Here is a 25,789-nt window from a genome sequence, read left to right as displayed (position 1 = left end):
GGTATGCGCAAGCTGTTGCTCGCCGCGGCCATCGCCGCCGCCGGCCTGTCCGCCACCATGGCCTGGGCGGATACCGCCCCCGCCACCAGCGCGCCGCTGATCGAGCGCGCCAAGCTGTTCGGCAATCCCAGCCGCGTCGCCGGCAAGCTCAGCCCGGACGGCAAGTGGCTGGCCTGGATCGCGCCGCGCGACGGCGTACTCAACGTATGGGTGGCTCCGGCGGGCGAGCCGGACAAGGCCAAGCCGCTCACCGCCGAAAAGCAGCGGCCGATCCGCCAGTATTTCTGGGCGCCGGATTCGTCCTCGGTGCTGTACGTCAACGACCGCGGCGGCGACGAGAATTTCCTGCTCTACAAGGTGGACGTGCAGGGCGGCGAGCCGCAGTCGCTGACGCCGTTCCAGAAGACCCGCGTGCGCGTGGTCGGCACCAGCGTGCATATCAAGGACCGCATCCTGATCGGCGTGAACAACCGCGACCCGCGCTGGCACGACATCTACAGCCTGGACCTGAAGACCGGCAAGCTCAGCGAGGTGTACGAGAACAAGGGCGAATACGCGGGCTTCGTCGCCGACGATCAGCTCGTCTTGCGCATCGCCGAGAAATCCCGCCCGGACGGCGGCACCGACTACTACCGCATGGCCGACGGCAAGGTCGACGCCAAGCCGTTCAGCAGTGTCGGCCTGGACGATTCGCTCACCACGCAGCCGGCCGGTTTCACCGTGGACGGCAAGACGCTGTACTGGCTCGATTCGCGCGGCCGCGACACCGCGGCCTTGCTCGCCGAAGACGTCGCCACGGGCACTACCCGCGTGCTGGCGCAGAACGCCAAGGCCGATATCGACGACACGCTCAGCGACCCGGCCACCGGCAAGGTGCAGGCGTATTCCTCGCAATACCTCAAGCCGGAATGGACGGCGCTGGATCCGGCGGTGAAGGGCGACCTGGATTTCCTGAAAGACCAGCTCAAGGGCAAGTTCGAGATCACCTCGCGCACCGACGCCGACGATGTCTGGACGGTGGTGGTGGACCCGGTGGTCAAGCCCGGCACCACGTATCTGTACGAGCGCAAGGCGAAGAAGCTCACCGCGCTGTTCGTCAGCCGGCCGGAGCTGGCGGATGCGACGCTGGCGCCGATGTATCCGCAGGAGATCCGCACGCGCGACGGGCTGACCGAAGTGTCGTATCTGACCTTGCCCGCCGGCAGCGACAAGGCGCATCCGGGCCGCCCCGACAAACCGCTGCCGATGGTGCTGTTCGTGCACGGCGGGCCATGGGCGCGCGACACCTACGGCTACAGCAGCTACCACCAGTGGCTGGCCAACCGCGGCTATGCGGTGCTGTCGGTGAACTACCGCGGCTCGACCGGCTTCGGCAAGAAGTACCTCTCCGCCGGCGACCTGCAGTGGGGCCGCAAGATGCACGACGACCTGATCGACGCCGTGCAGTGGGCGGTGAAGAACCGCATCACCACCGCCGACAAGGTCGCCATCATGGGCGGCTCCTACGGCGGCTACGCCACCCTGGCCGGCCTGGCCTTCACGCCGGATACCTTCGCCTGCGGCGTGGACATCGTCGGCCCGTCCAATCTCGCCACGCTGCTGAAGACCATCCCGCCGTACTGGGAAGCCGGCAAGGCGCAGTTCTACAAGCGCATGGGCGACCCCACCACCGAGGCCGGCCGCCAGCTGCTGCAGGAGCGCTCGCCGCTGTTCAAGGCCGGGGCGATCAAGCGCCCGCTGCTGATCGGGCAGGGCGCCAACGACCCGCGCGTGAACCAGGCGGAGTCGGACCAGATCGTCAAGGCCATGCAGGCCAAGAACATCCCGGTGACCTATGTGCTGTTCCCCGATGAAGGCCACGGCTTCGCCCGTCCGGAGAACAGCATCGCCTTCAACGCGGTGGCCGAGCAGTTCCTGGGCAAATGCCTGAGCGGGCGGGTCGAGCCGATCGGCGGAGCCCTGAAGGCCTCCAGCGCCAAGGTGCCGAGCGGGAAGGAATTCGTGCCGGGCTTGCCGGAGGCGGTGGGGGCAGGCGACTGAGGGGGCCGTCCTGCGAGGGATGAAAAGAGCCGCCCTCGGGCGGCTTTTTTTCTGGGTGCAGTGGGCTCGATCCAGCCGGCCTTTTTCATTTCGTATATATAGATATTTACAATTGGCGCGGTTTCGTTATAATCTATATGTATGCCAAAGCTTGCCCGCGCCCTCCAGCAGCTCCCTCCGGCAACCTCGGCCGCCATTGAAAAACTCGGCGCCGACCTCGCCGTGGCGCGCCTGCGCCGCAAGGAATCCCTGAAGACCTGGGCCAACCGCATGGGCGTTTCCGTGCCCACCCTGCAGCGGCTTGAAGCGGGCGACCCCTCGGTCGGCATCGGCATCGTCGCCACCGCGCTGTGGCTGATCCAGCGCGACGGCGAACTCGGGAAACTCGCCGCACCCGAGCACGACCAGGGCGCGATCGAGATGGATGTCCGCAAGGCCGAGGCGCTGGGGCGCACGCGCGCCCTGGCATCGGCCGAGGCGCGCGCCTACAAGCGCCAGGCAAAGAGCTGAGATGCGCCTGGACAATCTCTACCTCTGGTACCTGGCCGATCCGGCGCATCCGCGCCCGGTCGGCGCCTTGAAGCTGGTCTCCGCCGGCAAGGGTGTTTCGCTGCGCTACGGCGAGGCATGGCTGTCCACCGGCTTCGCCTTGAGCGAGGACCTGCCCCTGGTCGACGTGGAGCAACTGCCGCCCGGCCGGCTGGCCGCCGGTGCGCAGCGCGCGGTCGGCGCGGTCGACGATGCGCGGCCGGACCGCTGGGGCGAGAAGGTGATCCGCTTTGTCGACAAACCCACGCGCCTGTCGCTGATGGAATATCTGTATTACGCCGGCGACGAACGCTTCGGCGCGCTGGGCGTATCGACCTCGCCGCATACCTACAGTCCGCGCGAGGGAAGCCCGCTGCCCCGGCTGGGACAGGCGCAGCAGCTCGGCGAGGTGGTGGCGAAGATCGAAGCCTCCGAACCGATCAGCGCCCAGGAAGCGCGCATCGTGCGCGCCGGCGGCAGCCTCGGCGGCGCCAAGCCCAAGGCGCTGATCGAGATCGACGGCGAGCCGTGGGTGATCAAGTTCTTCAACGGCGAGCCCGTCGACACGCCGCTGATCGAGCACGCGGCCATGACGCTCGCCGCGCGCGCGGGCATCGCCGTGGCCGCCACGCGGGTCATTGCGCTGGACGGCCAGCACGCGATCGCCGTGCGCCGCTTCGACCGCACGGCGGGCGGCCGTATCCACAGCATCTCGGCCGGTACGGCCATCCGCGCGGCCACCGCATCAGGCAGCGAGCCGGAGATGGGTTATCCGGAGCTGGCGCGGATACTGCGGCGCGTCGGCATCGTCGAGCGGGACACCAACCGCAATGACGCGCGCGAACTGTTCCGCCGCATGGTGTTCAACATCCTGATCGACAACACCGACGACCACGAGAAGAACCACTCGCTGCTGGTGGTGAATCCGTTCGATAATGGCCGCCTGAAGCTGGCGCCGGCCTACGACGTGCTGCCGACGAACTCGGGGCAGGGCTATCAGGAATTCATCTGCGGCGCGGATGGCCGGGATTCGACGCTGGCCAATGCGATGTCGCAATGCGAGGCGTTCGGCCTGTCGCCGGCGGAAGCTGCCGCCGAAACGGCTGCGGTGATCGATGTCGTCGAGCAGTGGCGGGAGCACTTCGCGCAAGCCGGCGTAAGCGAGCGCGATATCGACGACCTGGCCCGGCGCATCGATGGCGAAGCGCTGCGCAGCCAGCGCAGCGGATTCGATCCCTCCGGCTACCGGTCCGCTCCCGGCAAGAGCAAGCGGACCAGTCCGTTCCAGCGCAGCTGACGTTACTTGCCCGGCTTCGCCGGCGCGGCCGGCGCCGCGGCCGGAGCGGGCGCGGCCGGCTGCTGCTGCACCGGGCGCACGATGTAGCCCACCGGCACCCAGTTCGTACCGGCCTGGCTCAGCGACACGGTTTCCACCGCCGGGGCGGTGGCGTGGCGGGCCACGAACACCACGTTGAGGTACTGGCCGGGAGGCAGGCCCTGCGGGTTGTCGACGCGGCCGAGCTGCACCCAGTCGCGGCTCTGGGTGGCGCCGAGCTGTTTCTTCACGCCGTCGAGGTACTTGGCCCAGTCGGCCGAACTCACGCTCTTCTGCATCATCGGGCCGCTGCTCTTCCACATCGCGTCGGCCTGGCCGGCATCGGCCTGGGCCGCCCAGCGCGTGGCGGTGGCGATGGCGCTGTCCAGCGAGGGCAGCTGCTGGGCCTGGGCATGGCCGCTGGCAAGCAGCGCGGCGACGAGGGGCATGGCTGCAAAACGACGGTACTGGTTTGCCATAGGTCTCTCCTTGGGTGGGTTCCGATCAGCGTGACCGCGGTTGTGCTCGCGGGAGTCCGGACGCAAGCCCGTCTTCCACGGGGACGATGTTCGGGTCGCCGGGGGAAACGGGTCCTGGATCATGCGCAATCAGGAAATCTAACGGTTGTGGCGCATGCTGGATTCTGGACGTTTCCAGACCTGCTGTGATCCCGGCGTGCCTTAAGCCTTCCTGGCGGGGCGCAGCGTCAGCACGTGCTGGTCCGGCCCTGGCAGCAGCGGCGTCGGACGGCCGTTGACCCAGTCCTCGTGGCCGGCGCCGTAGTAGGGCGACAGCGGATTGTCGCTCTGGCCGCCGGGCAGCTCCAGGATGCTGTCGGCCTCGTGGCCCGGCATCACGTCCAGCCGTTCGGAGGCGCCGAAGCCGGGGCGCGCCACGCGCGGCATGTTGTCGTCGCCGGGCAGCGGCTCGTCCGGCATGTCCAGCCAGCGGCCGGCGAAGGACGGCAAGGCGCGCGACAGCGGATGGCGGATGGCCGTGCGGTTGTACTCGCCCCAGGTGCGCGCGGCGAGGCCGCCGGGCGGCTTGCCCAGCTCGTCGGCGACCTGGCGCGCGGCGTCCTGCAGCAGCGCGTTCCAGTCGGCGTAGCGCGCATCCAGCAGATGGATGGGACGGTCGCGCACCAGCGCCCAGACCGCCGCCTCGGTGTGGCTGGGGCGCGGCCAGGTGAAGTCCTTGTAGCGCCCGGTCACTTCCTCGGCGAACGGCGCCAGCACTGCCTCGTGCACCTTGTCGCGGAAGGCGCGCACCAGGCGGTAGTCCACGCTGTCGGCGGCGGCGCGGCCGCGCCAGCTGGCGGTGAGCTGGCGCAGCTGGGCCAGGGTGGGATCGGTGGTGCCGGCCAGGGTGTCCTGCAGCAGGCGCTGCCAGCGCACCAGCAGCAGGGCGCGGTGGTCGAGCTGGATATCCAGCAGGTTGCCCGGGGCGAAGCTGCTGCGCGTGCGCAGGCCGTCGCGGATCTGCTGCGCACGCGCGCCCAGGTCGTGGCCGCCTTCGCCGAGCAAGGCCAGCGCGGCGCCGTCGACGGTGCGGTTGTTGGCGGTCCACAGGCGGCCGTCGGCGGGGTTCTCGATGCGCGGGTATTGCGCCGGCGTGGCCCAGCCCTGCCAGCCGGTGCCGGGCTTGGACCAGTCCGCCGGCAGCAGCGGATCGACGCCGCTGCGCAGCGGAATGCTGTTGCCGGTGACGGTCCAGCCGATGTTGCCGGCGCTGTCCGCCGCCAGCAGGTTCTGCGGCGGCATGCCCATGGCGGGGGCGAGGTCGAGCGCGGCGTTGACGCTGGCGGCATGCTCCAGCTTCATCACGCCCAGGTTGTAGGCGCGCGGCAGGTCGCCGATCCAGGCCAGCGCCAGCGGCGTGCCGTCGGTGTCCTGCGCCAGGATCGGACCCCAGCGCGTGCTTTCCACCTTGATGGTGCGCGGCGCGGCGCCTTTGATGCGGATGGTTTCCTCGTGCGTCTCGATGGAGTCGACGCCGTCCGGCACCTGATAGCGCGCGGCGTCCTTCGGGTCGCGCAGCACGCGCACCCAGTCCAGCCAGTCGCCATAGCTGTTGGTGAAGCCCCAGGCCACCTGCCCATTGGAGCCGGCGACCAGGGCCGGCGTGCCGGGCAGGGTCACGCCGCTGGCGTCGCGGCGGCCGTTCGGCGCGGCGGGGTCCGCGTAGCGCAGGCGCGCGCGGAACCAGATGTCCGGCACGCGCAGCCCCAGGTGCATGTCGTTGGCGAGGATGGCCGCGCCGCTCTCGGTCAGGCGGCCGGCCACGGCGAAGTTGTTGCTGCCGGGGCGCGGCTTGTCCAGCGCGGGCGCCAGTGCGGCCAGCGCGGCGGCGTCGGAGCTGGAAGCCACCGGCTTGTCGCGCAGGTTGAATACGTCCGCACCCGGAATCACCGGCGGATGCGAGAGATCGCCGCTCAGCGGCGCTTCCCATTCGGGATCCGGCGCCAGCAGGAAATCCACCAGCGGCGAGGGCAGCGCGGAACGCATCTGCGCGAAGCTCAGCTCGCGCTGGTTGCGGCCGTCGCCGTTGAGGTCCAGGTACATCGCACCGATCACCAGGAAGCTGTCTTCCGGTTTCCACGGCTGCGGCTGCGCGCCCAGCAGGAAATATTCCCAGGGCTTCACCCGCAGATCGGCGAGGCCGCGGTTCACGCCGGCGGCATAGAGCTCCAGCGTATGCCGGTCCTCCGGCGACAGCTGCGCCAGCGCGGCCTGCGCCGTGGCGCGCAGGCGATGGCGGCGATGTTCGATGTCGGTATCCACCGCCGCGGCGCCGACCAGTTCGGCCAGCTCGCCCGCGGCGACGCGGCGCATCAGGTCCATCGGAAAGAAGCGTTCCTGCGCGTGCACGTAGCCGAGCGCGAAGGTCACATCGTCGCGGCTCTTGCCGTCGATGGTGGCGCTGCCGAGCGCGTCGCGCGCGATGCTGGTGGTGTCGCCCAGGCCTTGCACGGCCACTTCGCCGTCGAGCTTCGCGCGGCCGCCGGCGAGCAGGAACCAGCCAGCCGCCAGCACGCCAACGATCAGGATCGACAGGGAGAGCAGCAGGGAGCGCAGCCAGCGGAAGCGTCGGACTCGGGGCATCGGGAGGCGGACCTTGGGTGGCGATGCTCCCGAGTGTAGTCCCAACGCTCAGGGCTTGGCCGTGGTGAACACCGCGAAGATGCCCGCATAGGGCTTGACCATGAAGGTGGGCGCGCCGGCATAGCCTTCGCCGTCCACATAGAACTGCGAGATGGTGCCGTCCAGGTACAGCGCGTCGCGGCAGCCGAGTTCATCGCGGAAAAGCCGCGCGAACGTGTGAAAGTTCACCGGCGATTCGCTCACCGCGAACACCACCCGATGCGGCGTCTTCGCGCATACGCCGCTGCGCCACTTCAGGCTGGCCGAATCGTCCACGAAGCGGTCGTTGATCTGTCCATCGACCAAGAGCATCGGCCCCGACTGCGTGGCCCAGCGCGCGGGCTTGGCGTCGGCCTTGAAGGCGGTGCTGGTGCGCACGGCGGCGTGGCCGTCGGCATACACGGCGAACACGCCATTGGGCTGGATCGAGAAATTGCCCGCGGCCGGATTGCCCTTGAACAGATTCAGCGGCACCACGGTGCGGCCTTCTTCCACGTACAGGCCCAGCGGCGCGAACTGGCGGTCGTAGATGCCGGCATTGGCGGCGAACAGCAGGCGGCGGTCGTGCGCCATGCCCCATTGGCGCAGGCTTTCGATGGTGGCGTAGGGCTGGCCGCTTTCCGGGTCTTTCCAGTGCAGGCTCAGCGGCTCGCGTTCCAGGTCCACGCGGACCACGCGGAAGCTCTGGCTTTCGAAGGTGACTTCGTCGCTGTCCACCGCCTGCGCCTGGCGCGAACAGCCGCTGGCGCCGGCGAGCATGGCCAGCGTGGCCAGCCAGTACAGCCATGGGCGGCGGGCAGTGGATGCGGGGAGGGCGGAGGCCTGCATGCGCACGATGGTGGCCGGGGCAGTGGTGCGGGTGCAAGCCCGGCGTGACATTTCGCATCTATCCGAAGCCATGGCCGTTATAGACTGCCGTTTTTCCGCTGCGCGCCGCCTCATGCCTTATACGCCCATCGTCGCCACGCTCGGTTATGTGCTCTCGCCGGATCGGCGCCGGGTGCTGATGATCCACCGCAATGCGCGCCAGGACGACATGCACCTGGGCAAATACAACGGCCTGGGCGGCAAGATGGAGCCGGGCGAGGACATTGCCGCCTGCATGCGCCGCGAGATCCTCGAGGAAGCCGGCATCGAGTGCGCGTCGATGCAGCTGCGCGGCACGCTCAACTGGCCTGGCTTCGGCAAGCAGGGCGAGGACTGGCTGGGCTTCATCTTCGTGATCGACCGCTATGCGGGCGAACCGTTCGCAGCCAATCCCGAAGGCACACTCGAATGGGTGGAGCTGGAGCGCCTGATGGAGCTGCCGATGTGGGAAGGCGACCGCCACTTCCTGCCGCTGGTGTTCGACGGCGACCCGCGGCCGTTCCATGGCGTGATGCCGTACCAGGACGGGCGCATGCAGTCCTGGTCGTACTCGCGGCTGTGACGCGGCGCATCGGGATCGTCGCGGCGATGATCCGCGACAGCGCGGGCCGCGTCCTGCTGGTGCGCAAGCGCGGGGCGGAAGTGTTTCAGCAGCCGGGCGGCAAGCGCGATCCGGGCGATGCGGACGACCTGCACACGCTGGCGCGCGAACTGGAAGAAGAACTCGGCTGCCGCATGCGGCGCGAAGGCGCCCGGCTGCTGGGACGCTTCAGCGCACCGGCGGCGAACGAGCCGGGGTGCGTGGTGGAGGCAGTGGTCTACGAAGTGGCCGCGGACGGGCCGTTCGAGGCGAGGGCGGAGATCGAGGCGCTGCGCTGGGTGGATCCGGCGCAGCCGGGCGATCTGCCGATCGCGCAGCTGAGCCGTGAGCAGTTGTTGCCGTTGCTCGCCAGCTAGGACCCGTCGTTTCGCAACCTCCCACCCTCGTCATCCCGGCGCAGGCCGGGATCCAGTGGCGATGCCATCGGGTTTTCACCGTAACGCTCAAAAGCCGCGTCTTTCGACGCCTCGCTCGTACGCAGCTTGCCGCTGCTGGATCCCGGCCTGCGCCGGGATGACGAGAGTGGGCGGGTGCGCCGCGATCAGGCCTAACCGGCGCACCAGCGCCGGTGGTTCAAGGCATGCGCCGCAGCGCCACCACCGCATTGAGTCCGCCGAAGGCGAACGAATTGCTGATCGCCGCATGCACCGGCATCTTGCGCGCCTGGTGCGGCACGTAGTCGAGGTCGCAGGCCGGATCGGGTTCCAGATAGGCCAGCGTCGGCGGGACGATGCCGTGGCGCAGCGCGCCGATCACGGCGATCAGCTCCAGCGAGCCGGACGCGCCCAGCGCATGGCCGTGCATCGGCTTGGTGGAGGAGATGGCCAGCGCGCGCGCATGTTCGCCGAACACGCGGTGCAGCGCCGCCGTCTCGGTGGCGTCGTTGGCCATCGTGCCGGTGCCGTGGGCGCTGACGTAATCCACTTCGGACGGCGAGAGATTGCCGTCGCGCAGCGCGTTCTCGATGGCGGCAGCCGCGCCCAGCTCGGACGGCGCGGCGATGTCGCCCGCGTCCGAACTCATGCCGGTGCCGACCAGTTCCGCCAGGATGGTGGCGCCGCGCGCCTGCGCCTGTTCCAGCGTCTCCAGCACGAACATGGCCGAGCCTTCGCCCAGCACGATGCCGCGGCGGCCCTTGCTGAAGGGGCGGCAGGTGTCCGGCGCCAGCACGCGCATGGCTTCCCATGCGAGCAGGGTGCCCAGGTTGAGGCAGGCCTCGGTGCCGCCGACCACGGCGGCGTCGACCAGGCCGGAGCGGATCATCATCGCCGCCTGCGCGAACGCGTGGTTGGACGAAGCGCAGGCGCTGGCCACCACGAAGGCCGGGCCGGTGATGCCGTGCGCCATGCTGATCTGGCTGGCCGGCGCGTTCATCATCATGCGGATGATGCCCAGCGGGTGCACGCGCGGCAGCTTGTCGGCGTAGATCCGGTGGTACTGGGTGTCGCGCGTCACTTCGCCGGCCGCGCCGCTGCCCACCACCACCGCCGTGCGCGCGGCGCGTTCGCCTTCGAACGACAGCCCGGACTGCACGATCGCCTCTTTCGCGGCGACCAGGGCGTACTGCGTGGCCAGGTCGAGCTGGCTGAGCTTGGCTTCGTCGAAGTGCTGGCCCGGATCGAAACCCTTGACCTCGGCCACCACGCCGGCGGCGCGCACGCGTTCGGGATCCACGCGGGAAACAGGAGCGATGCCACTGCGGCCCTCGGCCATGGCCTGCCAGACCGAGGGTGCGTCGTTGCCGAGCGCGCAGATCGCGCCCATGCCGGTGATGACGAGACGTTGCATGGAGGAGTTCAGTCGTTCTTCTTGGCGGCGAGCTGGCGCTCGATGGCTTCCACCAGCTGGCCCACGGTGCCGTTGTCGAAGTCCGTGTCCTCGTTGGGGAGGTTGATGCCGAAATGCTCTTCGATGTCGAAGATCACTTCGATGGCGTCGAGCGAGGCGACGCCCAGGTCCTTCAGGGTGGACTCGGGCTTGATGGTGTCGATGTCGATCTTCGCCTGCTTGGCGATGATCTCGGTGGTTTCCTGCTGTACGTTGCTCATGGGTCGTATCCCTGGTCCGTGGCGTTCGCCGCTGGCCGCACCGCGCGGCCGACCCGGCAAGCCTGACCAAGCACGGGGTGCTTGTCCAGACGCGACGGTCCTGTAGTCGGTCGATTCTGCGCGGGTTCGCCTTTCGCCAATCTTTGGGGTGGCCGGGCCAGCCGGCGGCGGCAGGGTAAGCGGCGTGAAAGCCCCGTCGTCCATGCTGCACGGCCCGGCTTGCGGCATCATGCGCGCGGCGTCCGGGACGGCGGCGCCCCACTTGCGGAAACCTTGCGTGCGTTATCTCAACCAACTCGAACCGGATGGCCTGGTCGCGTCGTTCGCGGCGCATCCGCCGCTCGGCTTCCGGGTGCTGGAGGCGCAAGGCACGCCCGCCTTCGTGGCGCCGTTCGACCTGCTGACCACCACCGATGACGCACTGCGCCGCCGCGTGCTGAAGGCGCCCGGCTACCGCTGGTGGGGGCGCCTGCTGCGCTGGCGCACCGCCTTCGTCGGCACCACGGTGTCGGAGTACGCGCTGTTTCCGCGCGAAGCGGACCCCACGGTGCTGCCCGGCGCGCTGCGCCGCGAGCTCGGCGGCGGACAGCGCCTGCTGGTGGTGAAGGACATCCCGCAGGATTCGCCGCTGTGCGACGCGGCCAGCCGCGACTGGTGCGCGCGCTTCGCCGAAGCCTGCCGCGCCGAGGGCTATCTGCTGCTCGAGGGCCAGGCGCTGGCTTACGTGGCGATCGATTTCGCCGACGAGGAGGCGTATCTCGCGCGCCTGTCGTCTTCGCGCCGCAAGGACATCCGCCGCAAGCTGCGCAAGCGCGACGAAGTGGCGGTGGAGACGGTGGCCTGCGGCGATGCGCGCTTTGCCGACGACGCCACCGTCGATGCGTTCTATGCCTTGTACGAGAACGTCTACGCGCAAAGCGAAATCCATTTCGACAAGCTCAGCCGCGTGTTCTTCGCCACCGTGCTGCGCGATGCCGGCAACGGCGGCTTCGCCTTCGTCTACCGCCACCAGGGCGAGCTGATCGGCTGGAACCTGTGTTTCGTCGCCGACGGCAAGCTGATCGACAAATACGTGGGCTTCGCCTACCCGCAGGCGCGCGAGCGGAACCTGTACTTCACCAGCTGGTTCCACAACCTGGCCTGGGCGCGCGAGCGCGGCCTGAGCCACTACGTGGCGGGCTGGACCGATCCGCAGGTGAAGTCCTATCTTGGCGCCAGCTTCACCCTGACCCGCCACGCCATCTGGCTGCGCAATCCGCTGCTGCGCGCCGCGGCGCGCAAGCTGGGCCACCTGTTCGAAAGCGACAGCCAATGGGCGCCGACCCCGACCGATGCGCAGACCTGATTCCATGCGGCCCGGCCCGCTGATCCTGGACTTCGACGGCGCCGTCGGCCCGATCGAGGGCGCCACCACGCTGCCGCTGGGCGACTGGCAGGAAGCGATCCGCTTCGGCTGCACCCTGCGCACCTTCAACCGCCTGCGCCGCCATCTCGCTGAAACCGCTCCGGCCGAGCACGGCACGGTGCTGATGGGTTCGGGCGACTACCACCACCTGACCTGGCCACTGGTCGAGCGCCAGCGCGCGCGCGGCCCGTTCCAGCTGGTGGTGTTCGACAACCATCCGGACAATATGCGCTTTCCCTGGGGCATCCATTGCGGTTCGTGGGTGCGCAAGGTGGCGATGCTGCCTTACGTCAACCACGTGCACGTGGTGGGCATCACCTCCGGCGACATCGGCGCGGCGCATGCCTGGGAGAACTACCTGCGTCCGCTGCGTGCGGGCAAGCTCAGCTACTGGTGCATGGATGTGGATGTGGCCTGGGCGGCGCGCCTGGGGCTGCAGCACGCGTTCCACCGTTTCGAGGATCCGGATGCGCTGACTTGCGCGTTCGTGGAGCAGTTGCGGCGGGCGCCGCAGGCGACTTATCTGTCGATCGATAAGGATGCTTTCAGCGTGGATACTGCGCGGACGAATTGGGACCAGGGCCGGCTGGAGGAGCACCATGCGATGGCGATTATTGAGGCGCTGCGCGGGCGCATTGTGGCCAGCGACATCAATGGCGAGGTGTCGGCTTATCGCTATCGCACTTGGTGGAAGCGCTTGCTCAGCGGGATGGATGGGCAGGAGCCCGTTCCGCAGAGTGAGTTGGATGCTTGGCAGCTGCAGCAGCGCGCGCTGAATTTTAGGTTGTTGGCGGCTATCGCCGATAGCGTGGCGTGAGGCTGCGCTTCTGGCTCGTCATCCCGGCGTAGGCCGGGATCCAGTTTCTGTATCGTCTGGTTTTCGCGTTATCGCGATTTGGCCGCTTATGCAGCGGGCATTTCGGACGCCTGCCGGCGCCCGAGTCACTTTCTCTTTGCTGGCCCAAAGAGAAAGTAACCAAAGAGAGAATGGCCTAAGAGCCAAGGCTCGCGACGCGACTAGAAGGAGCAGTGGACGGCTGCGGTAACCTGATTAACCTGGGTCTACACGAAACGGCAGTGCGTTTACGTAACGCGTGCTTCAACGTGCCGTTGCCGAGAGGACGTTCAAGGAACGAGGCCAGTTTTGGGTCTTCGTTCCTGCCTGCCTCACGACATCACCCCTCTCCCCTCCGGGGAGAGGGCAGGGTGAGGGGGCGGGCGGAGCGCCACGTCAAATCTTGCCGTGGCGTAGGTTGGGGTGAGCCGCAGGCGAACCCCAACGTGGCGAGGCGCGTGAAGGTGCGGGTGTTGGGGTTCGCCTGCGGCTCACCCCAACCTACGCCGTACGCTTACGCAACGAACAGGGCTAAGCCTAAAAGCTGGCCTCAATCACTGAATTTCCTCTCGGCAACGGCACGTTGAAGAAGCCGCTACGTAAACGCACTGTGGTTTCGTGTAGACCCAGGTTAATCAGGTTACCGCAGCCGCCCACCGCTCCTTCTAGTCGCGTCGCGAGCCTTTGCTCTTAGGCTATTTCTCTTTGGTTACTTTCTCTTTGAGCCAGCAAAGAGAAAGTGACTCGGGCGCCGGCAGGCGTCCGAAATGCCCGCTGCATAAGCGGCCCAATCGCGATAACGCGACAAAGAACCTGGATCCCGGCCTACGCCGGGATGACGAGAAGGGGGCGCGACCTACTTCACCCCCTCCACATACCAATAAGTGCGCTTGCGCTTCCCCGTCCCCGGCGGCACAACCTTCTGCGTCCCCAGCGAAGAAGTATTGTTGCCACCCACCAGTCCCAACTGATTACCACCACCAATCAACACCGGCGTCAGCAACGTCCCACCCCCCGAAGTGGGCAACTGCACCAGCCCGAAGATCGGCGACGGCGGCATGCCGCCACCATCGAACTTCACGAAGCGGTTCGAGTTGAGCCCGCTGCCGTCGAGGAAACTGATCGCGTAGCCACGCGCAATACCCAGGTTCGGATAGCACATGTTCGGATTGTTGGTCGGATTCGCCGGCTGATTCGTGCCGAAGTAGGTATAGCCGGCCACCGTCAGCGGCGCATTCACCGCCTTCTCGCCCGCATTGGCCAGCGTGACGTAGAAACCGGGGCCGCTGCCGGTGTACAGCGTATTGGTGGCGTCGGTCAGGTTGCTCTCGGTGATGGCGGTCCAGGTGGGGGCCACGCTGTTGCCGGTGCTGGTGTCGCGCAGGCTGTAGAAACGGTTGATCACGTTGGAGGCCGCGTTCGAAGCCAGCGGGTGTTCGCGGTCGCCGCTCGCTGCCACCACCGCGTCGTAGCTGCCGGTCGGCACCACGTCGGGCGGATAGAAGAACTTGCGTGCATTGGTGCCGGTGCCGCCGAGGCTGGCGAGCTTGGTTACGGTCCAGTTGGACGGCGAGGTGAGCGCATTCGGCTCCAGGTCCACGCGCCAGATATTGCCGCCGAGGTCGCCGGCGTACAGGCGCTCGATCTTGCCGTCGCCGTCGCGGTCGAGCAGGGTGATGTCGGACGGGATCGCATAGGTCATGCCCGGCACCGCGGTGCAGGGGCTGGGCTGGCCGGTGCAGCTGGGGGCGGCGATCCATACCGGCGCGCCGGTGACCGCATCGAGCATGACGACGGCGCGGCCCATGCTGTCGGCGCTCTGCACGGGATCCACGTCCTCGGCGGTGTCGTAGCCGCCGCCCATGATCAGCACAGGGTTGGTATTGCCCTTGATGCGCGCGACCTTCGGCTGCGACCAGGTCATGCCGAGTTCCGGAATATCGGAGCTGGACTTCTTCCACAGGAAGCGCGGCGCGGTCGGCGTGCTCACGTCGAACGCATAGATGAAGCGGCCGCCGCGGCGCGCGGTGAGGTAGATGTAGGTGGTCGCGGGCGTGACGCTCTGGTTCTGGTACACCGTGGTGGTGCCGTCGAAGAAATAATCCTTCGGCTGCGCGGTGGCATCGGTGATGCCGGGCAGCTTGATCACGGGGCTGTTGTCGCGCTGGCGCTTCAGCTTGCCGAAGAACTCCGGCGCGATGAACGACCACAGCTCGCCGCCGGGCCGCACCGTGCCGATGCCGGTGGTCTGGTTGCCGTTGATCGCGCGGAAGTAGCCGTCGTTGGAACCGTAGAACACCACCACGCCGGTGCTGCCGCCGTAGTTGATGATGGCCGGACGCGAATGCAGCACGTCGCCGTGGATGGACGGGCGCACCGTCACCGCGCCGCCGGGGCCGGGTTCGGCCTCGTTGTTCGGGCTGGTGTTGTCGGCGCCGCGCACCCAGTTGATCAGGTTGGGCAGGTCGCTGGCGGTGGTGCCGAGCAGCGCCGCCGTGATGTTGCCGTTGCTGGTGTCGAACTTCGGCATCGCGGTGCCGGTAGGGCAGCTGCCGACGCCGTTGCAGGTGTAGACGGTGCGGCCGGTCTGCGAGGTGAGATAGTCCGCGCGCAGCATTTCGCCCACGCCGCCTTTCTCCACCACTTCGCCGTCCACCGCGTCGTAGGCCAGGGAGATGCCGGAAGGCTTGTTGATCCAGAAGCCGGTCGCCGGCCAGTTGCTCACCACGCTGCTGCCGGGGAAAGCCAGGGGGCCGTTGCGCGGCGTGCCGGCCTGCTGGTCCGAGGTCCAATAGCTCAACGCATTGGGCGAAATGAAGCCGGAGCCGTTATTGCTGATCGCCGAGTTGCCGAGCGAATCCTCGGTGATCACGTTGTTGCCGCTGTCCAGGCCCAGCTGGTACTGCTTCAGATTGCCGACCCAGCGCGGCTGCGCGGTCGGGTCGGGACGGAACACGCCGACGTAGACCTGGTTCAGCGATACGCCCTGGCTGTTCACGCTCACCGGCAGGCTGACCGAAGCGAACACGCTGTTGATCGACTGCACTTCGTTGAAGATCTGCAGCAGGTCGTTCACCAGCGCATTGAGCGCGTTCGGGTCGTTGATGTTCACCACGAAGGCCTTGCCGCCGCCGTGGCTGGACATGCTTTGCAGGAACTGCACGTAGTCCGGGTTGCTGCCGTCGGTGACGGCGATGGTGTAGGTGATGATGTTCTGCGGATTGGTGGACGAACCGCCGGACAGGTCGGTCTGGTACATGAACTGCGCCCACTCGTCGCCCCAGTTGGCCTGGTACTTGTTGTTCGGCGGCGGGATCACGATCTCGGTGGGATTGGACTGCCCGGTGGCCTGCTGCAGCGAGGACTGCGCGCTGGGCGAATTGCCGGCATCCTGCGGCTTGCCGTTCTTCACCGCATTGGCGATGTAGATGACGAAGCTCTTCTGGCACACGCCGGAGAGCGGCGAATGGTAGGTGACGCCGGACAAGCCGGTCTTGCCGGCGAAGTACGCCCACATCTCTTCCATGCCGCCGCCGACGGCGGAGTTGTTGGAGTTGTCGGCCTGGCGGTCCAGCGCCTTGATGGTGGTCTGGAAATTCGCCACGCCCGTGGCGTCCATCAGCGGCAGCGCACCCGGATCCCTGGCGCGGCCCACATTGGGAAAGCGGAACCAGCCGCCGTTGCTCGACGGATCGAACAGCATCAGGCCCATGTTGATCTTGCCCAGCAGCACCGGGTTGGTGCCGATCGCGGTCACGGCCTGGTACAGCGAGCACTGCTCGAAGCCGACATCCTTGCCCGCATTGTTGGCCGATACCACGCCCGCGGTCGGGCAGCTGAAATTCACCGAGCCGTTCCAGGCGCTGGCGTTGTCCAGCAGTATCAGCAGATTCGGCGAGCCGCCGTTCACCGGCGCGCCGGTGTACAGATCGATGTCCTCGCTCAATGCCAGGCCCGGCACCGCCAGCAGGGCGGCGGCGCAGGCCAGCCGGCGCAGGCGGCGGCTCAAGGATGGGCGCGTGTGGAGCATGGCGGCGTCTCCGCGGAGGCTGCTGGGTGTGTTCATGGACAGGGGGTTCCGACGGGGACGCGTACCGACGCGCCCTGGTGCACGGTGACCGAGGTCGCGCTGTTGTTCGGATCGGTGACGGACGACTGGATTTCCCACTGCGTGTCCGAGCACAGCGAGAACGCGGCGGCGCCGCCGCTGGAGCCGACCACGAGGTCGCCGCTGCTGCTGGTGGGCGTGCGGCAGACGTCGCCCAGCGACAGGTCGCGGTTGAGCACCGGCTTGCTGTCCAGGCAGATCGGCGCGGCCACTTGCGCGGTGAAGTCGTTGTTGCCGTCGCCGGTGACGTCGATCGGCACCGAACTGGCGGGAATCGGATTGAGCGTGAAAGCCTGGTTCATCACCGCCTCCACGCCCTGTTGCGCCACCGAGCGGGCTTCCATGCGGTATTGCTGGTTCGACGCCACCTTGGTGTTGATCATGCTGGAGCTGGCCATGGAGATGGCGAACAGCAGGAAGATCACCAGGAACACCAGGGTCATCATCAAGGTGAAGCCGCGCTGGCGCTGCGCTGGATGCCATGAAGGATGCATGCTCAGTTCTCCCGCACGCCGCCGACGTTCCACAGGCGCGCGACCGCGCTGTAGACGTGGCGCTTGTAAGCGTCGTTGTAGGGGCCGTCCGGCGTCGCGCGGCCCAGGTCGTAGGTGCGCGTGTCGTTCCAGCCGGTCGTGGCATCGAGGTTGCGCGCCAGCACCGTCACGCGCACCGCGGTGACGTTGGCCCAGTTGGTGGTGGCATTGGTCCAGGCGTAGCCGCTGCTGCCGGTGCAGGTGGCGGAGTTGTCGATGGCGGGGTTGTCGACGTAGCAGTCGGGCGAGCCGTTGCCGTCGGTGTCCACGCCGTAGCTCAGGTGCACGTCCTGGATGCCGGCGACCAGCGAGGACACCTGGATCGAGCCGTTGACGAATTCCGCCACTTTCAGGGTCGGCGTGCTGTCGCCGCCGCTGGCGCAGTTGTCGCAGGCCGCCAGGTAATAGCTGCGCACCACGTATTTGCGCAGCTCCGCCGGGCTGCCGCTGCTGCAGGTCTTGCCGAGCAGGGTGAAGTTGGCCGAACTCTTGTCGTAGACCAGCTGCTTGGTGTCGGTGGTGCAGCTCGATTGCTGCAGGTAGTACTCGGTACCGGACACCGCCGCCGAGACATTGCCGGAGGCGTAGTGCACGGTCAGCGCCTCGGTGCCGGTGCTCATGCTGGAAAAACACGCGGGCTTCGCGCCGCCGGCGGCCACGCCCGAAAGCGCCACCGGCACGGTGAGCGGCGAGGTGGTGTTGTCGAAGCCCATCGAGGCCTGCGTCGTATTGCAGGCGCCGGGCAGGTTGTACTGCAGCGTGGCGGGCAGGCCGGGGCGGCCGTAGAAGCCGGCCATTTCCACGTCGCGCACCATCGATTCCAGCGCGTAGCGGCCGTTCTCGACCTGCTCGCCGGTCTTGTTGAACTCGGCGCGCGCCTTGGAGGTGGCGACGTACAGCGAACCCAGCGCGGCCAGCATGGCCAGCCCGATGGTGACGCCGATCATCAGCTCGACCAGCGACAGGCCGCGCTGGCGATGGAGGGGCGGGATGGAAGAAGGCATGCGCATGGCGGCGGTCACGAGAGGCTGGCGATGCGGACTTGCACGCTGACGGCGCGGCGCAGGCTGTCGTCGCCGAATTTGTTCTGCCCGCAGGTCACGCCCGGCGCCGCGGTGGGCATCAGGCCCTGCCACACCACGGTGATGCGGTAGACGTTGTTGGTGGCGTCGATACGCTCGACGCAGCCGATCGCGCCGAGCATCGCGCCGACCTTGTTGCCGCCGGAGCTTTCGCCCGCGCCGAGCAGCGCATTGCGCCAGGCAGCGAGGTCGGCATTGGCGGTGGCCGCCTGCAGCGCGGTGGGCGAGGGCGTGCCGGTGGCGCAGGTGGGCGGCGCGGCGTAGCCGGAGCCGGTGGCCAGGCCGGTGGCGCCGTTGGAATAGCAGGCCGCCACCTGCCGGTTCGCGTTGAGGCGCGAGACCATGTCCTGCACCAGGGTCAGGGCCTGCACGCGCTGGTAGGACTCCATCTCGTTGCGGGTGGAGCGCGCCATCATCATCACCGTGCCCAGCAGGGCGACCGATGCGATCAGCATCGACACCAGCACCTCGATCAGCAGAATGCCGCGCTGGCGTTTCATGAGCAGGCTCCCTTGGTGGTCTGCACGCGCCCGGTGGCGCCCACCGCTACGCACAGCGGCTGCTGCCCCTGCGAGGTGACGGTGGGGTTGAGCGTGAACGACATGCCGGTGCCGGACATGCGCCCGTCGCCGCCGAAATTGAACGAGGTGTTGCCGCCGCCTTCGTTGATGCGCAGGCCGTCCAGCGTGCCTTGCGCGCGGATGGTGCTGGCCGGGGTGACGGCGCTGGCGATGCTCACCGTCCAGCCCTTGCTCCAGTCCGTGCCGTTGGCCACCACGTAGACGGTGCCGTTGCGCTTGATCGCCTCGCTGCGCGCCAGCACCACGGTGGAGGCCAGGTCCATGGTGGCGTTCTTCAGCCGCTGGCGCTGCAGGAACGGCGCCATCTGCGGCACGGCGAGCACGGTCAGCACCAGCAGCACCGAGACGGTGACCATCAGCTCCACGGCGGTGAAACCCCTGGCGTATGCGCGGCGCATGGCTATCGCTTCCAGCAGGTGGTGGAGGTGCCCGAGGCGGTCTTGCTGCCGTTGCTGCCGAGCTTGAGCGTGCCGCAGCCGCTGTCGCGGGTCTGGTTGCCGATCGGGGTGGCGGTGATGGTGTAGCTCGGCGGCGGGCCGGAACTGGTGGCCACCGCGATGGTGTAGTTCGGCGAGACCGTATCCGGCAGTGCGCCGTAGCCGAGCAGCGCATTGCTGGTGGTGTACTGGCGGCTGTCGATCATGTAGCGCTCCTGCGCGCTGGACATGTCGAGCATCACCGCCTCGGCCGCCACGCGGTTGGCGCGCAGCATGTAGCGGTAATAACTGGGGATGGCCAGCGCCGCGAGGATGGCGATCACCGCCACCACCACCATCAGCTCGATCAGGGTGAAGCCCTGCACCGCACGGCACCGCGCGGACGTGCCGGGCGGCGTGGCGGTGAATGGCGAGATGGGCGCGACCATGTGAAAGCTCCCCCATGAGTTCACTTGGTCATTCCGCGGCGCGGCCTTAATGCGAAAATCCGCCGGCATCGCTGGGAATGGCAAGTGGAGCGTAGGTATCGGGAATATCCAATGTCAATTTGCCGCACGGCCGTTTTCCTATAATCGCGGCCCTAGGCCATCAGGTGTAACAGCCGGTTATCACCCTGGATGGCGGGGAAATCATATGCATCGGGCGTGCCGGGGAAAGTCAGGCGCAAGCCTGGCGAACGAAAACACGAAAAATCGTCTTCCGGCCGATTTTCCACGAGATAACGGCATTGATTTTCGTTAATCGATCGGGCGTCTCTATATCTTTCGGTCTATGCTTTTTGCGGTTATTTAAAGCGGCCCGACCAAAAAGGTCTTTTGCGCCCCATTTGGTCACCCGCCGGCGCATTGGCCTATGCATTCGGTGCGGGCGTCGTCGTAAGGATCCGCTAAGCAAATTGGGTTACCAAGACGGCCAGCTGGCCGTCCGTGGGTACCAGGCGCTCCGCGCCTCACGGCAGCCATGGCAAAGCGTTGCCGGCAGCGTCGAGCTTCACGGCCGCAGGGGGATGGCGCGAACCGGTCTCGAGAGAGGGCGATCGATCGTTCGTTGAACCTAGACCAGGGAGACCATCATGTTCCTCAAGCAGACCGGCGCCGCGGGCGCCGCGTTGTGTATCGCCGTGGGCGCGTCGTGCATGGCAGGCGCGCATGCCCAGGATTCCTCTGCCGTAGAAGTGACGCCGGCCGCGCAGCACGACACGCTGCATTCGCTGCGCGGGGTGATGCCGCGCCCCGATGACTTTTCCAAGAGCCCGCGCGAGCACGCGGCGCGTCCCTTGCCGTGGATCGACGGCCCCGGCTCGCCGCCCGACGGCGCCGTGCAGGGCAGCGCCACCGGCGCCGCGCCGACGGCCGGCAGCGGCGTGGACGGCGTGGGCCAGGGCTTCAGCGGGCCGCAGGGCAGCTTCACGGTGGACAGCGCGCCGCCGGATACCAACGGCGCGGTGGGCGCCACCCAGTACGTGCAACTGGTGAACACCGGCTTCGCGGTGTTCGACAAGGCGAGCAAGCAGGTGGTGTACGGGCCGGTGCAGACCAACACCTTGTGGTCCGGCTTCGGCGGCCCCTGCGAGACCGACAACGACGGCGACGGCGTGGTGGTGTACGACAAGGCCGCCGGCCGCTGGATCATCACGCAGTTCGCCGTGACCGCGGCGCCGTACTACCAGTGCGTGGCGGTTTCGGCCACCAGCGATGCCACCGGTGCGTATTACCGCTACGCGTTCAACTACGGCAGCGTGTTTCCCGATTATCCGAAGCTGGGCGTATGGCCGGACGCCTACTACATCACCTTCAACATGTTCAGCGGCAACAGCTTCTCCGGCGCCAGGCTATGCGCCTACGACCGCAACGCGATGCTGAGCGGACAGGCCGCGACGCAGCAGTGCTTCCAGCTTTCCAGCAGCTACGGCAGCGTGCTGCCGGCGGACCTGGACGGCGCCACCGCGCCGCCGGCGGGCGCGCCGAACTACCTGATGAACTTCGGCACCAACAAACTCAATCTGTGGAAGTTCCACGTCGACTGGAGCAACAGCGCCAACAGCACGCTGAGCGGGCCGACCGCCATCCCGGTCGCCACGTTCTCGGCGGCGTGCAGCGGCGGCACCTGCATTCCGCAGTCGGGTACGAAGCAGAAGCTGGACTCGCTGGCGGATCGCCTGATGTTCCGCCTGGCTTACCGCCATTTCGCCGACCACGAATCGCTGGTGGTCAGCCATTCGGTGAAGGTCGGCACCAGCAAGCAGAACCCGTATACCGGCGTGCGCTGGTATGAAGTCCGCAGTCCTGGCGGTACCCCGGTGGTGTACCAGCAATCGACCTATTCGCCGGATACCACCTATCGCTGGCTCGGTTCGGTGGCGATGGACAAGCAGGGCAATATGGCGCTCGGCTACAGCGCGTCGAGCAGCACCATCCATCCGGCCATCCGCTACACCGGCCGCCTGGCCACCGATGCGCTCAACACCATGCAGGCCGAGGCGAGCATCGTCGAGGGCACCGGTTCGCAGAGCGGCAATAACTTGTCGCGCTGGGGCGACTACAGCGCGATGACGGTGGACCCGGTGGACGACTGCACGTTCTGGTACACCAACGAGTATCTGAAGACGACGGGTTCGTTCAACTGGAGCACGCGGCTGGCTTCGTTCAAGTTCCCGTCCTGCCAGTAAGCCTGGTGTCCGTTGCGCCACGCAAAACCCCGCTTGTGCAAGCGGGGTTTTGTTTTGCCTTCAGCCGCGCAGCGTGCGCCGCAGCGTGTCGACGATGCGTGCGAACTCGTCGCCGCGCAGCCACGGGCTGTTGCCGATGGTGAGCGAGCGCGCGGCGAAGTCGCGCGCGTTGGGCAGCTCGGTGGCCGGCACGATGTCGCGCAGGTAGCCGTAGTCGGGCAGGGCGTGGATGAACAGGCGGCTGACGCCCAGGCCCGCGGTCCACAGCGTGCCGAGCGCGGCGTCGCGCGCGGCGGCGGTGGGCAGGGTGAGCAGCAGGAAGGGCCATGCGCCCTGCGTGCCCGGTGCATCGTCGAACACGGTGACGCCGGGCAGCGCGCGCAAGGCGTCCAGACGCGACAGCGCCTGCTTGCGCGTGAAATCGAGAAAGGCGGGCAGGCGGGCGAATGCGGCGGTGCCCACGCCCTGGCGCCAGCGGCCGAGCGGATGCAGCGGAATATCGGGGCCGAAATCGTCGCCCACCGCGGCCACGGGATCGCCTTCGGCCAGCGCTTTGCGCAGCGGCTTGCCATACACCGCGTAGAGCAGCGAGGGCCGATAGGCGACCGCATAGCCAAGCAGTTCCGCCGCGCGCTGCAGGCTCCAGCGCAGGCTGGAACGGATCACCTCGCGGCGGCTCGCCATGAAGGCCTCGCGCAGCTCGGCATCACGCGTAATCAGCACGCCGCCTTCGTACAGCGTGAGTCCCTTGCCCACCGCCAGGCTGAAGAAGCCGGCGTCGCCCTGCAGGCCCACGCTGGCGCCGCCGCGGCGGGCGCCCAGCGCCTGCGCGGCGTCTTCCAGCACATAGGCGCCGCAGCCGCGCGCGATCGCCATGGCGGCCGGCACGTCGACCACGCGGCCGGCCAGGTGGGTCGGCACGATGGCCAGGGTGCGCGGGCCGCACAGCGCGCGCAGCTGCGCGGCGTCCATGTCGATGCTGCCGGGGGCGAGATCGCACAGCTTGAGTTTCAGCCCCGCGCGATGGATGGCCAGCGCGACCAGCGGGCAAGTCCAGGCCGGCACCACCACTTCGTCGCGCTGCGGGCGCAGGCGGTGCATGGCATGCAAGGCCACCACCATGGCGGCGGTGCCGGAGCATTCGAGTTGCGGCTGCGCCACGCCGAGCCAGCCGGCCAGCTGCGCGGCGAAGCGTGCGCGGCGCGGCAGCAGGTCCGACAGGCGCAGCGGCAGGCCGGCAGTGGGCGGCAGCTCGCGGCGCATGCGGCTCAGTCTCCGGCGGCAACGCCGAGCGCGCCTTTGGCCTCGGTGGGCGCATCGCCTTCGGGATGCGCGCCGCTCTCGGCCAAGGCGAGGCAGACGATGCCGGCCACGATCACCAGCGCGCCGATCGCGCGCGCCCAGGTCAGCGGCTCGTTGAACAGCCAGATGGAAAACAGCATCACGCTGACCACTTCCAGATGGGTCACCGCGAAGGCCGGGCCGATCGGCGCGTGCTTGAGCAGGGTCATCCAGGTGAAGAAGTTGCCGACGTAGCCGACCACCGCCAGGTAGATCCACGGATGGCCGAACACGCGCACGATCCAGGCCCAGTTGGCCTCGGGCGGAAACGCGTGGTTGCCGGCGTACTTGAAGGCCAGCTGCACCACGGTGTCGAACGCCACCAGGATCAGGAAGCCGAAGAAATAGAAGCGCCCCAGGCGCTGCGGCGTCGATGCCATGCGCTCAGCCTCCACCGGCGATCCCCACGATGCAGACGCCGGCGGTGACCAGCAGGATGCCGGTGACGCGCAGCGGGGTGAGCTTCTCGCGGAACAGGATGCGTCCGGCGATCATGATCACCACGATGTTGATGGAACCGAGCAGCACGCCCTCGGACAGATCGACCAGCGAGAGGAAGGCGATCCACACCAGGAACTCGGCCACGTAGGAGCCGATGCCGATCCAGATCCACGGCCGCGCGGCCATGTAGCGCCAGCGCGCCAGGCCGTCGCCCGCGTTGGGGTCGCCGGCGGCGGCCTTGAAGGACAGCTGGCCGACCGTGTCCAGGGTGACGTTGAGCAGCCACAGCGTGACGGCGAGCGGGCTCATCGGCGCGCTCAGGCCGCGGCGCGCGCGGCGGCTGCGGCGGCCGGGTCGGCGATGCGGCCGAAGAAATCGGCGGAGCGGTCGATCAGCAGGCGGCGTTCGCGGTCGATGGTGATCATGTGATAGCTGTCTTCCAGCAGCAGCATCTCCACCGGACCGGACACCCCGCGCTCGACCAGGTGCGCATTCCCGACGCTGGCGATGTCGTCCTCGGTGGCGTGCGCGATCAGGCAGGGCGCGGTGACCTTGGGCAGGTCGCGCTTCACCACCGCGGCCATCTTGTACATCTCGGCCAGCGACGGCCACGGGTTGCCGGGCAGGCCGGCCGCGGCGCTGTCGCCGCCGAGCATCAGCGAGCTGATCTGGGCGCGGATGCGCTCGTCGCGCAGGCCGTAGGGTTCTTCTTCCTGCACCATCCACTTGCGGCCGATGCCCAGGCGGGTCACCAGCGGCAGCAGGAAGGAAAACTTGCCGTACCACGGCGTGGCCCAGCCGTCGTAGCGGAAGGTGGCGCCGTACACGCCCACGCCCTTGACCAGGTCGGGGCGGTCGGCGGCGAGCTTGAGCGCCAGCACGGCGCCCATCGACAGGCCGGCCACGAACAGGTGGTCGAGCTGGCTGGCGTAGCGCTCGGCGGCGGTCTTTACGCTCTCGTACCAGTCGTGCCAGCTGGTGGCGAGCAGGTCGTCGGCGTCGCCGCAGTGCCCGGCCAGCTGCATGCCGTAGACGTCGAAGCCGGCGCGGTTCAGGCCCTTGCCGACCAGGCGCATTTCGGCCGGGGTGCCGGTGAGGCCGTGGATCAGCATGACGCCGGCGCGCCCGCCTTCGAAGCGGAATTCGACGTTCTGGATCACGGCTGGGAGCCCAGGCTGGGAGAGGTTTGAAGCGTAACGGCTGGGCGCATGATTTCGCGAGAAAGGCTGAGACTGACCGTGCCAGTCTGGCCGGGAGCTCTTTCTAAAAACTTTCGACCTGCTTGCGGATCCAGGACTTAGCGCCGCCGGATCGTACGCCTCAGCGCCCGTTGAAGCGGCTGACGCCGATCGACAGGCCGATGCTGCCGGTGGGGTGCGAGCAGTCGCCGGTGCGCTGGGTGATGTTCACCGCGCCGCTGTTGTAGGTGCCGGAGCCCCAGTGATTGCCGGTGACCACGCCCATGCCCACGCTGCCGTGCACCTGGGGCTGGTTGTAGGTGGCGTCGTCGCAGTGCGGGCGGCTGGCCTCGGCTTCGGCCTCGTCCTGGGCGGCGGTGCGGCCGCTGGTGTCGCCGTAGTAGACGCCGGGGGCGGGACGATTGGCGTTGGCGCTGGAGCGGGGGTTGACCGGATCCATCGCCGGCGGGGCGTCGCCGGGCCTGGCCGGCGCGGCGGCCGTGCTGGCGCTGGCCGGGACGCTGCCCGGCGGGAGCTTGAGGTTGAGGCTGCCGGCGGTCTGCGCCTGGGTGGCGGCGGCGAGCAGGGCGGTGGCCAGCGCGATGGGGATGAGCTTGGTGTTCATGGGGTGGCTCCGGGGG

General features: G+C 68.0%; 23 protein-coding genes and 1 pseudogene. 8 read left to right on the top strand and 16 right to left on the bottom strand.

Going from position 1 to position 25,789, the window contains the following annotated elements; all coding sequences use genetic code 11:
* Positions 1 to 10: 10 nt before the first annotated feature.
* The 3 genes and pseudogenes from FHW85_RS20560 to FHW85_RS20550 form a co-directional block, all read left to right on the top strand.
* Positions 11 to 2,040: pseudogene (locus tag FHW85_RS20560) on the top strand (S9 family peptidase); the annotation flags it as partial.
* Between the two features lie 141 nt (positions 2,041 to 2,181).
* Entirely contained in the window at positions 2,182 to 2,550 is a 369-nt protein-coding gene (locus FHW85_RS20555; protein ID WP_167257813.1) for an XRE family transcriptional regulator, read from the top strand.
* Between the two features lies 1 nt (position 2,551).
* A complete protein-coding gene (locus FHW85_RS20550; RefSeq protein ID WP_168649504.1) occupies positions 2,552 to 3,865 on the top strand; it encodes a HipA domain-containing protein in 1,314 nt (437 codons plus the stop codon).
* Between the two features lie 2 nt (positions 3,866 to 3,867).
* Here the strand turns inward: FHW85_RS20550 and FHW85_RS20545 are convergent, their stop codons facing one another.
* From FHW85_RS20545 to FHW85_RS20535, 3 genes are all read right to left on the bottom strand, one after another.
* A complete protein-coding gene (locus tag FHW85_RS20545) occupies positions 3,868 to 4,362 on the bottom strand; it encodes a DUF4019 domain-containing protein (RefSeq protein ID WP_167257811.1) in 495 nt (164 codons plus the stop codon).
* A gap of 201 nt (positions 4,363 to 4,563) precedes the next feature.
* Positions 4,564 to 6,984 (bottom strand): penicillin acylase family protein, encoded by a 2,421-nt coding sequence (locus tag FHW85_RS20540; RefSeq protein WP_168649503.1) that lies wholly within the window; start codon positions 6,982 to 6,984, stop codon positions 4,564 to 4,566.
* Positions 6,985 to 7,032: 48 nt separating this feature from the next.
* On the bottom strand, positions 7,033 to 7,782 hold the full coding sequence (locus tag FHW85_RS20535) for a phosphodiester glycosidase family protein (RefSeq protein ID WP_246866838.1): 750 nt from the start codon (positions 7,780 to 7,782) through the stop codon (positions 7,033 to 7,035).
* A 181-nt stretch (positions 7,783 to 7,963) separates the two neighbouring features.
* Here FHW85_RS20535 and FHW85_RS20530 point away from each other — a divergent pair, with 181 nt between their 5' ends.
* Both FHW85_RS20530 and FHW85_RS20525 read left to right on the top strand, forming a co-directional pair.
* Complete coding sequence (locus FHW85_RS20530) at positions 7,964 to 8,452, top strand: 8-oxo-dGTP diphosphatase (protein WP_167257809.1); 489 nt, start codon at positions 7,964 to 7,966, stop codon at positions 8,450 to 8,452.
* 26 nt (positions 8,453 to 8,478) lie between these two features.
* Complete coding sequence (locus tag FHW85_RS20525) at positions 8,479 to 8,847, top strand: NUDIX domain-containing protein (protein ID WP_168649502.1); 369 nt, start codon at positions 8,479 to 8,481, stop codon at positions 8,845 to 8,847.
* Between the two features lie 217 nt (positions 8,848 to 9,064).
* On the opposite strand, the gene FHW85_RS20520 is transcribed toward FHW85_RS20525, so the two are convergent.
* On the bottom strand, positions 9,065 to 10,279 hold the full coding sequence (locus FHW85_RS20520; protein WP_168649501.1) for a beta-ketoacyl-[acyl-carrier-protein] synthase family protein: 1,215 nt from the start codon (positions 10,277 to 10,279) through the stop codon (positions 9,065 to 9,067).
* A gap of 8 nt (positions 10,280 to 10,287) precedes the next feature.
* Complete coding sequence (locus FHW85_RS20515; RefSeq protein WP_167257806.1) at positions 10,288 to 10,539, bottom strand: phosphopantetheine-binding protein; 252 nt, start codon at positions 10,537 to 10,539, stop codon at positions 10,288 to 10,290.
* 277 nt (positions 10,540 to 10,816) lie between these two features.
* Here FHW85_RS20515 and FHW85_RS20510 point away from each other — a divergent pair, with 277 nt between their 5' ends.
* Positions 10,817 to 11,884 (top strand): GNAT family N-acetyltransferase, encoded by a 1,068-nt coding sequence (locus FHW85_RS20510; RefSeq protein ID WP_343203719.1) that lies wholly within the window; start codon positions 10,817 to 10,819, stop codon positions 11,882 to 11,884.
* Positions 11,871 to 12,761 carry an arginase family protein gene (locus FHW85_RS20505; protein WP_243868216.1) on the top strand — a complete coding sequence of 297 codons (891 nt, stop codon included), beginning with the start codon at positions 11,871 to 11,873 and terminating at the stop codon, positions 12,759 to 12,761. Before FHW85_RS20510 ends, FHW85_RS20505 begins: the two co-directional genes overlap by 14 nt.
* An 874-nt stretch (positions 12,762 to 13,635) precedes the next feature.
* On the opposite strand, the gene FHW85_RS20500 is transcribed toward FHW85_RS20505, so the two are convergent.
* Genes FHW85_RS20500 through FHW85_RS20475 form a run of 6 tightly spaced genes read right to left on the bottom strand, consistent with a single transcriptional unit; the run spans position 13,636 to position 19,948 of the window.
* Complete coding sequence (locus FHW85_RS20500) at positions 13,636 to 16,809, bottom strand: PilC/PilY family type IV pilus protein (RefSeq protein ID WP_168649500.1); 3,174 nt, start codon at positions 16,807 to 16,809, stop codon at positions 13,636 to 13,638.
* A gap of 32 nt (positions 16,810 to 16,841) precedes the next feature.
* Positions 16,842 to 17,381 (bottom strand): PilX N-terminal domain-containing pilus assembly protein, encoded by a 540-nt coding sequence (locus tag FHW85_RS20495; protein ID WP_168649499.1) that lies wholly within the window; start codon positions 17,379 to 17,381, stop codon positions 16,842 to 16,844.
* A 2-nt stretch (positions 17,382 to 17,383) separates the two neighbouring features.
* A complete protein-coding gene (locus FHW85_RS20490; protein ID WP_168649498.1) occupies positions 17,384 to 18,424 on the bottom strand; it encodes a PilW family protein in 1,041 nt (346 codons plus the stop codon).
* A gap of 14 nt (positions 18,425 to 18,438) precedes the next feature.
* Positions 18,439 to 19,002 carry a type IV pilus modification protein PilV gene (gene pilV, locus FHW85_RS20485; protein ID WP_168649497.1) on the bottom strand — a complete coding sequence of 188 codons (564 nt, stop codon included), beginning with the start codon at positions 19,000 to 19,002 and terminating at the stop codon, positions 18,439 to 18,441.
* Positions 18,999 to 19,481, bottom strand: coding sequence for a GspH/FimT family protein (locus FHW85_RS20480; protein ID WP_168649496.1), 483 nt, complete (start codon positions 19,479 to 19,481; stop codon positions 18,999 to 19,001). Before FHW85_RS20480 ends, pilV begins: the two co-directional genes overlap by 4 nt.
* 2 nt (positions 19,482 to 19,483) lie before the next feature.
* Positions 19,484 to 19,948, bottom strand: a complete 465-nt coding sequence (locus tag FHW85_RS20475; protein ID WP_168649495.1) for a type IV pilin protein — start codon at positions 19,946 to 19,948, stop codon at positions 19,484 to 19,486.
* Between the two features lie 644 nt (positions 19,949 to 20,592).
* Between FHW85_RS20475 and FHW85_RS20470 the strand changes: the two genes are divergently transcribed.
* Positions 20,593 to 22,188 (top strand): hypothetical protein, encoded by a 1,596-nt coding sequence (locus tag FHW85_RS20470; protein ID WP_246866833.1) that lies wholly within the window; start codon positions 20,593 to 20,595, stop codon positions 22,186 to 22,188.
* Between the two features lie 60 nt (positions 22,189 to 22,248).
* Here FHW85_RS20470 and FHW85_RS20465 read toward each other — a convergent pair whose 3' ends face one another.
* From FHW85_RS20465 to FHW85_RS20445, 5 genes are all read right to left on the bottom strand, one after another.
* The gene (locus FHW85_RS20465) at positions 22,249 to 23,460 is read right to left on the bottom strand and encodes a DegT/DnrJ/EryC1/StrS family aminotransferase (protein WP_168649524.1); all 1,212 of its coding nucleotides are present in this window, start codon (positions 23,458 to 23,460) and stop codon (positions 22,249 to 22,251) included.
* Positions 23,457 to 23,909 (bottom strand): EamA family transporter, encoded by a 453-nt coding sequence (locus tag FHW85_RS20460; protein ID WP_208399892.1) that lies wholly within the window; start codon positions 23,907 to 23,909, stop codon positions 23,457 to 23,459. The genes FHW85_RS20465 and FHW85_RS20460 overlap by 4 nt, the downstream gene beginning before the upstream one ends.
* A gap of 4 nt (positions 23,910 to 23,913) precedes the next feature.
* A complete protein-coding gene (locus tag FHW85_RS20455) occupies positions 23,914 to 24,279 on the bottom strand; it encodes an EamA family transporter (protein ID WP_167257799.1) in 366 nt (121 codons plus the stop codon).
* Positions 24,280 to 24,287: 8 nt separating this feature from the next.
* The gene (locus FHW85_RS20450; RefSeq protein ID WP_167257798.1) at positions 24,288 to 25,130 is read right to left on the bottom strand and encodes an alpha/beta fold hydrolase; all 843 of its coding nucleotides are present in this window, start codon (positions 25,128 to 25,130) and stop codon (positions 24,288 to 24,290) included.
* A 160-nt stretch (positions 25,131 to 25,290) separates the two neighbouring features.
* Positions 25,291 to 25,773, bottom strand: coding sequence for a hypothetical protein (locus FHW85_RS20445; RefSeq protein WP_168649494.1), 483 nt, complete (start codon positions 25,771 to 25,773; stop codon positions 25,291 to 25,293).
* Positions 25,774 to 25,789: the final 16 nt, after the last annotated feature.

This window comes from Dyella sp. SG609, assembly GCF_012275375.1.
Taxonomy (GTDB): domain Bacteria; phylum Pseudomonadota; class Gammaproteobacteria; order Xanthomonadales; family Rhodanobacteraceae; genus Dyella_D; species Dyella_D marensis.
The sequence above is the reverse complement of the archived record's forward strand: the minus strand, read 5'-3'. Positions and strand labels throughout refer to the sequence as shown.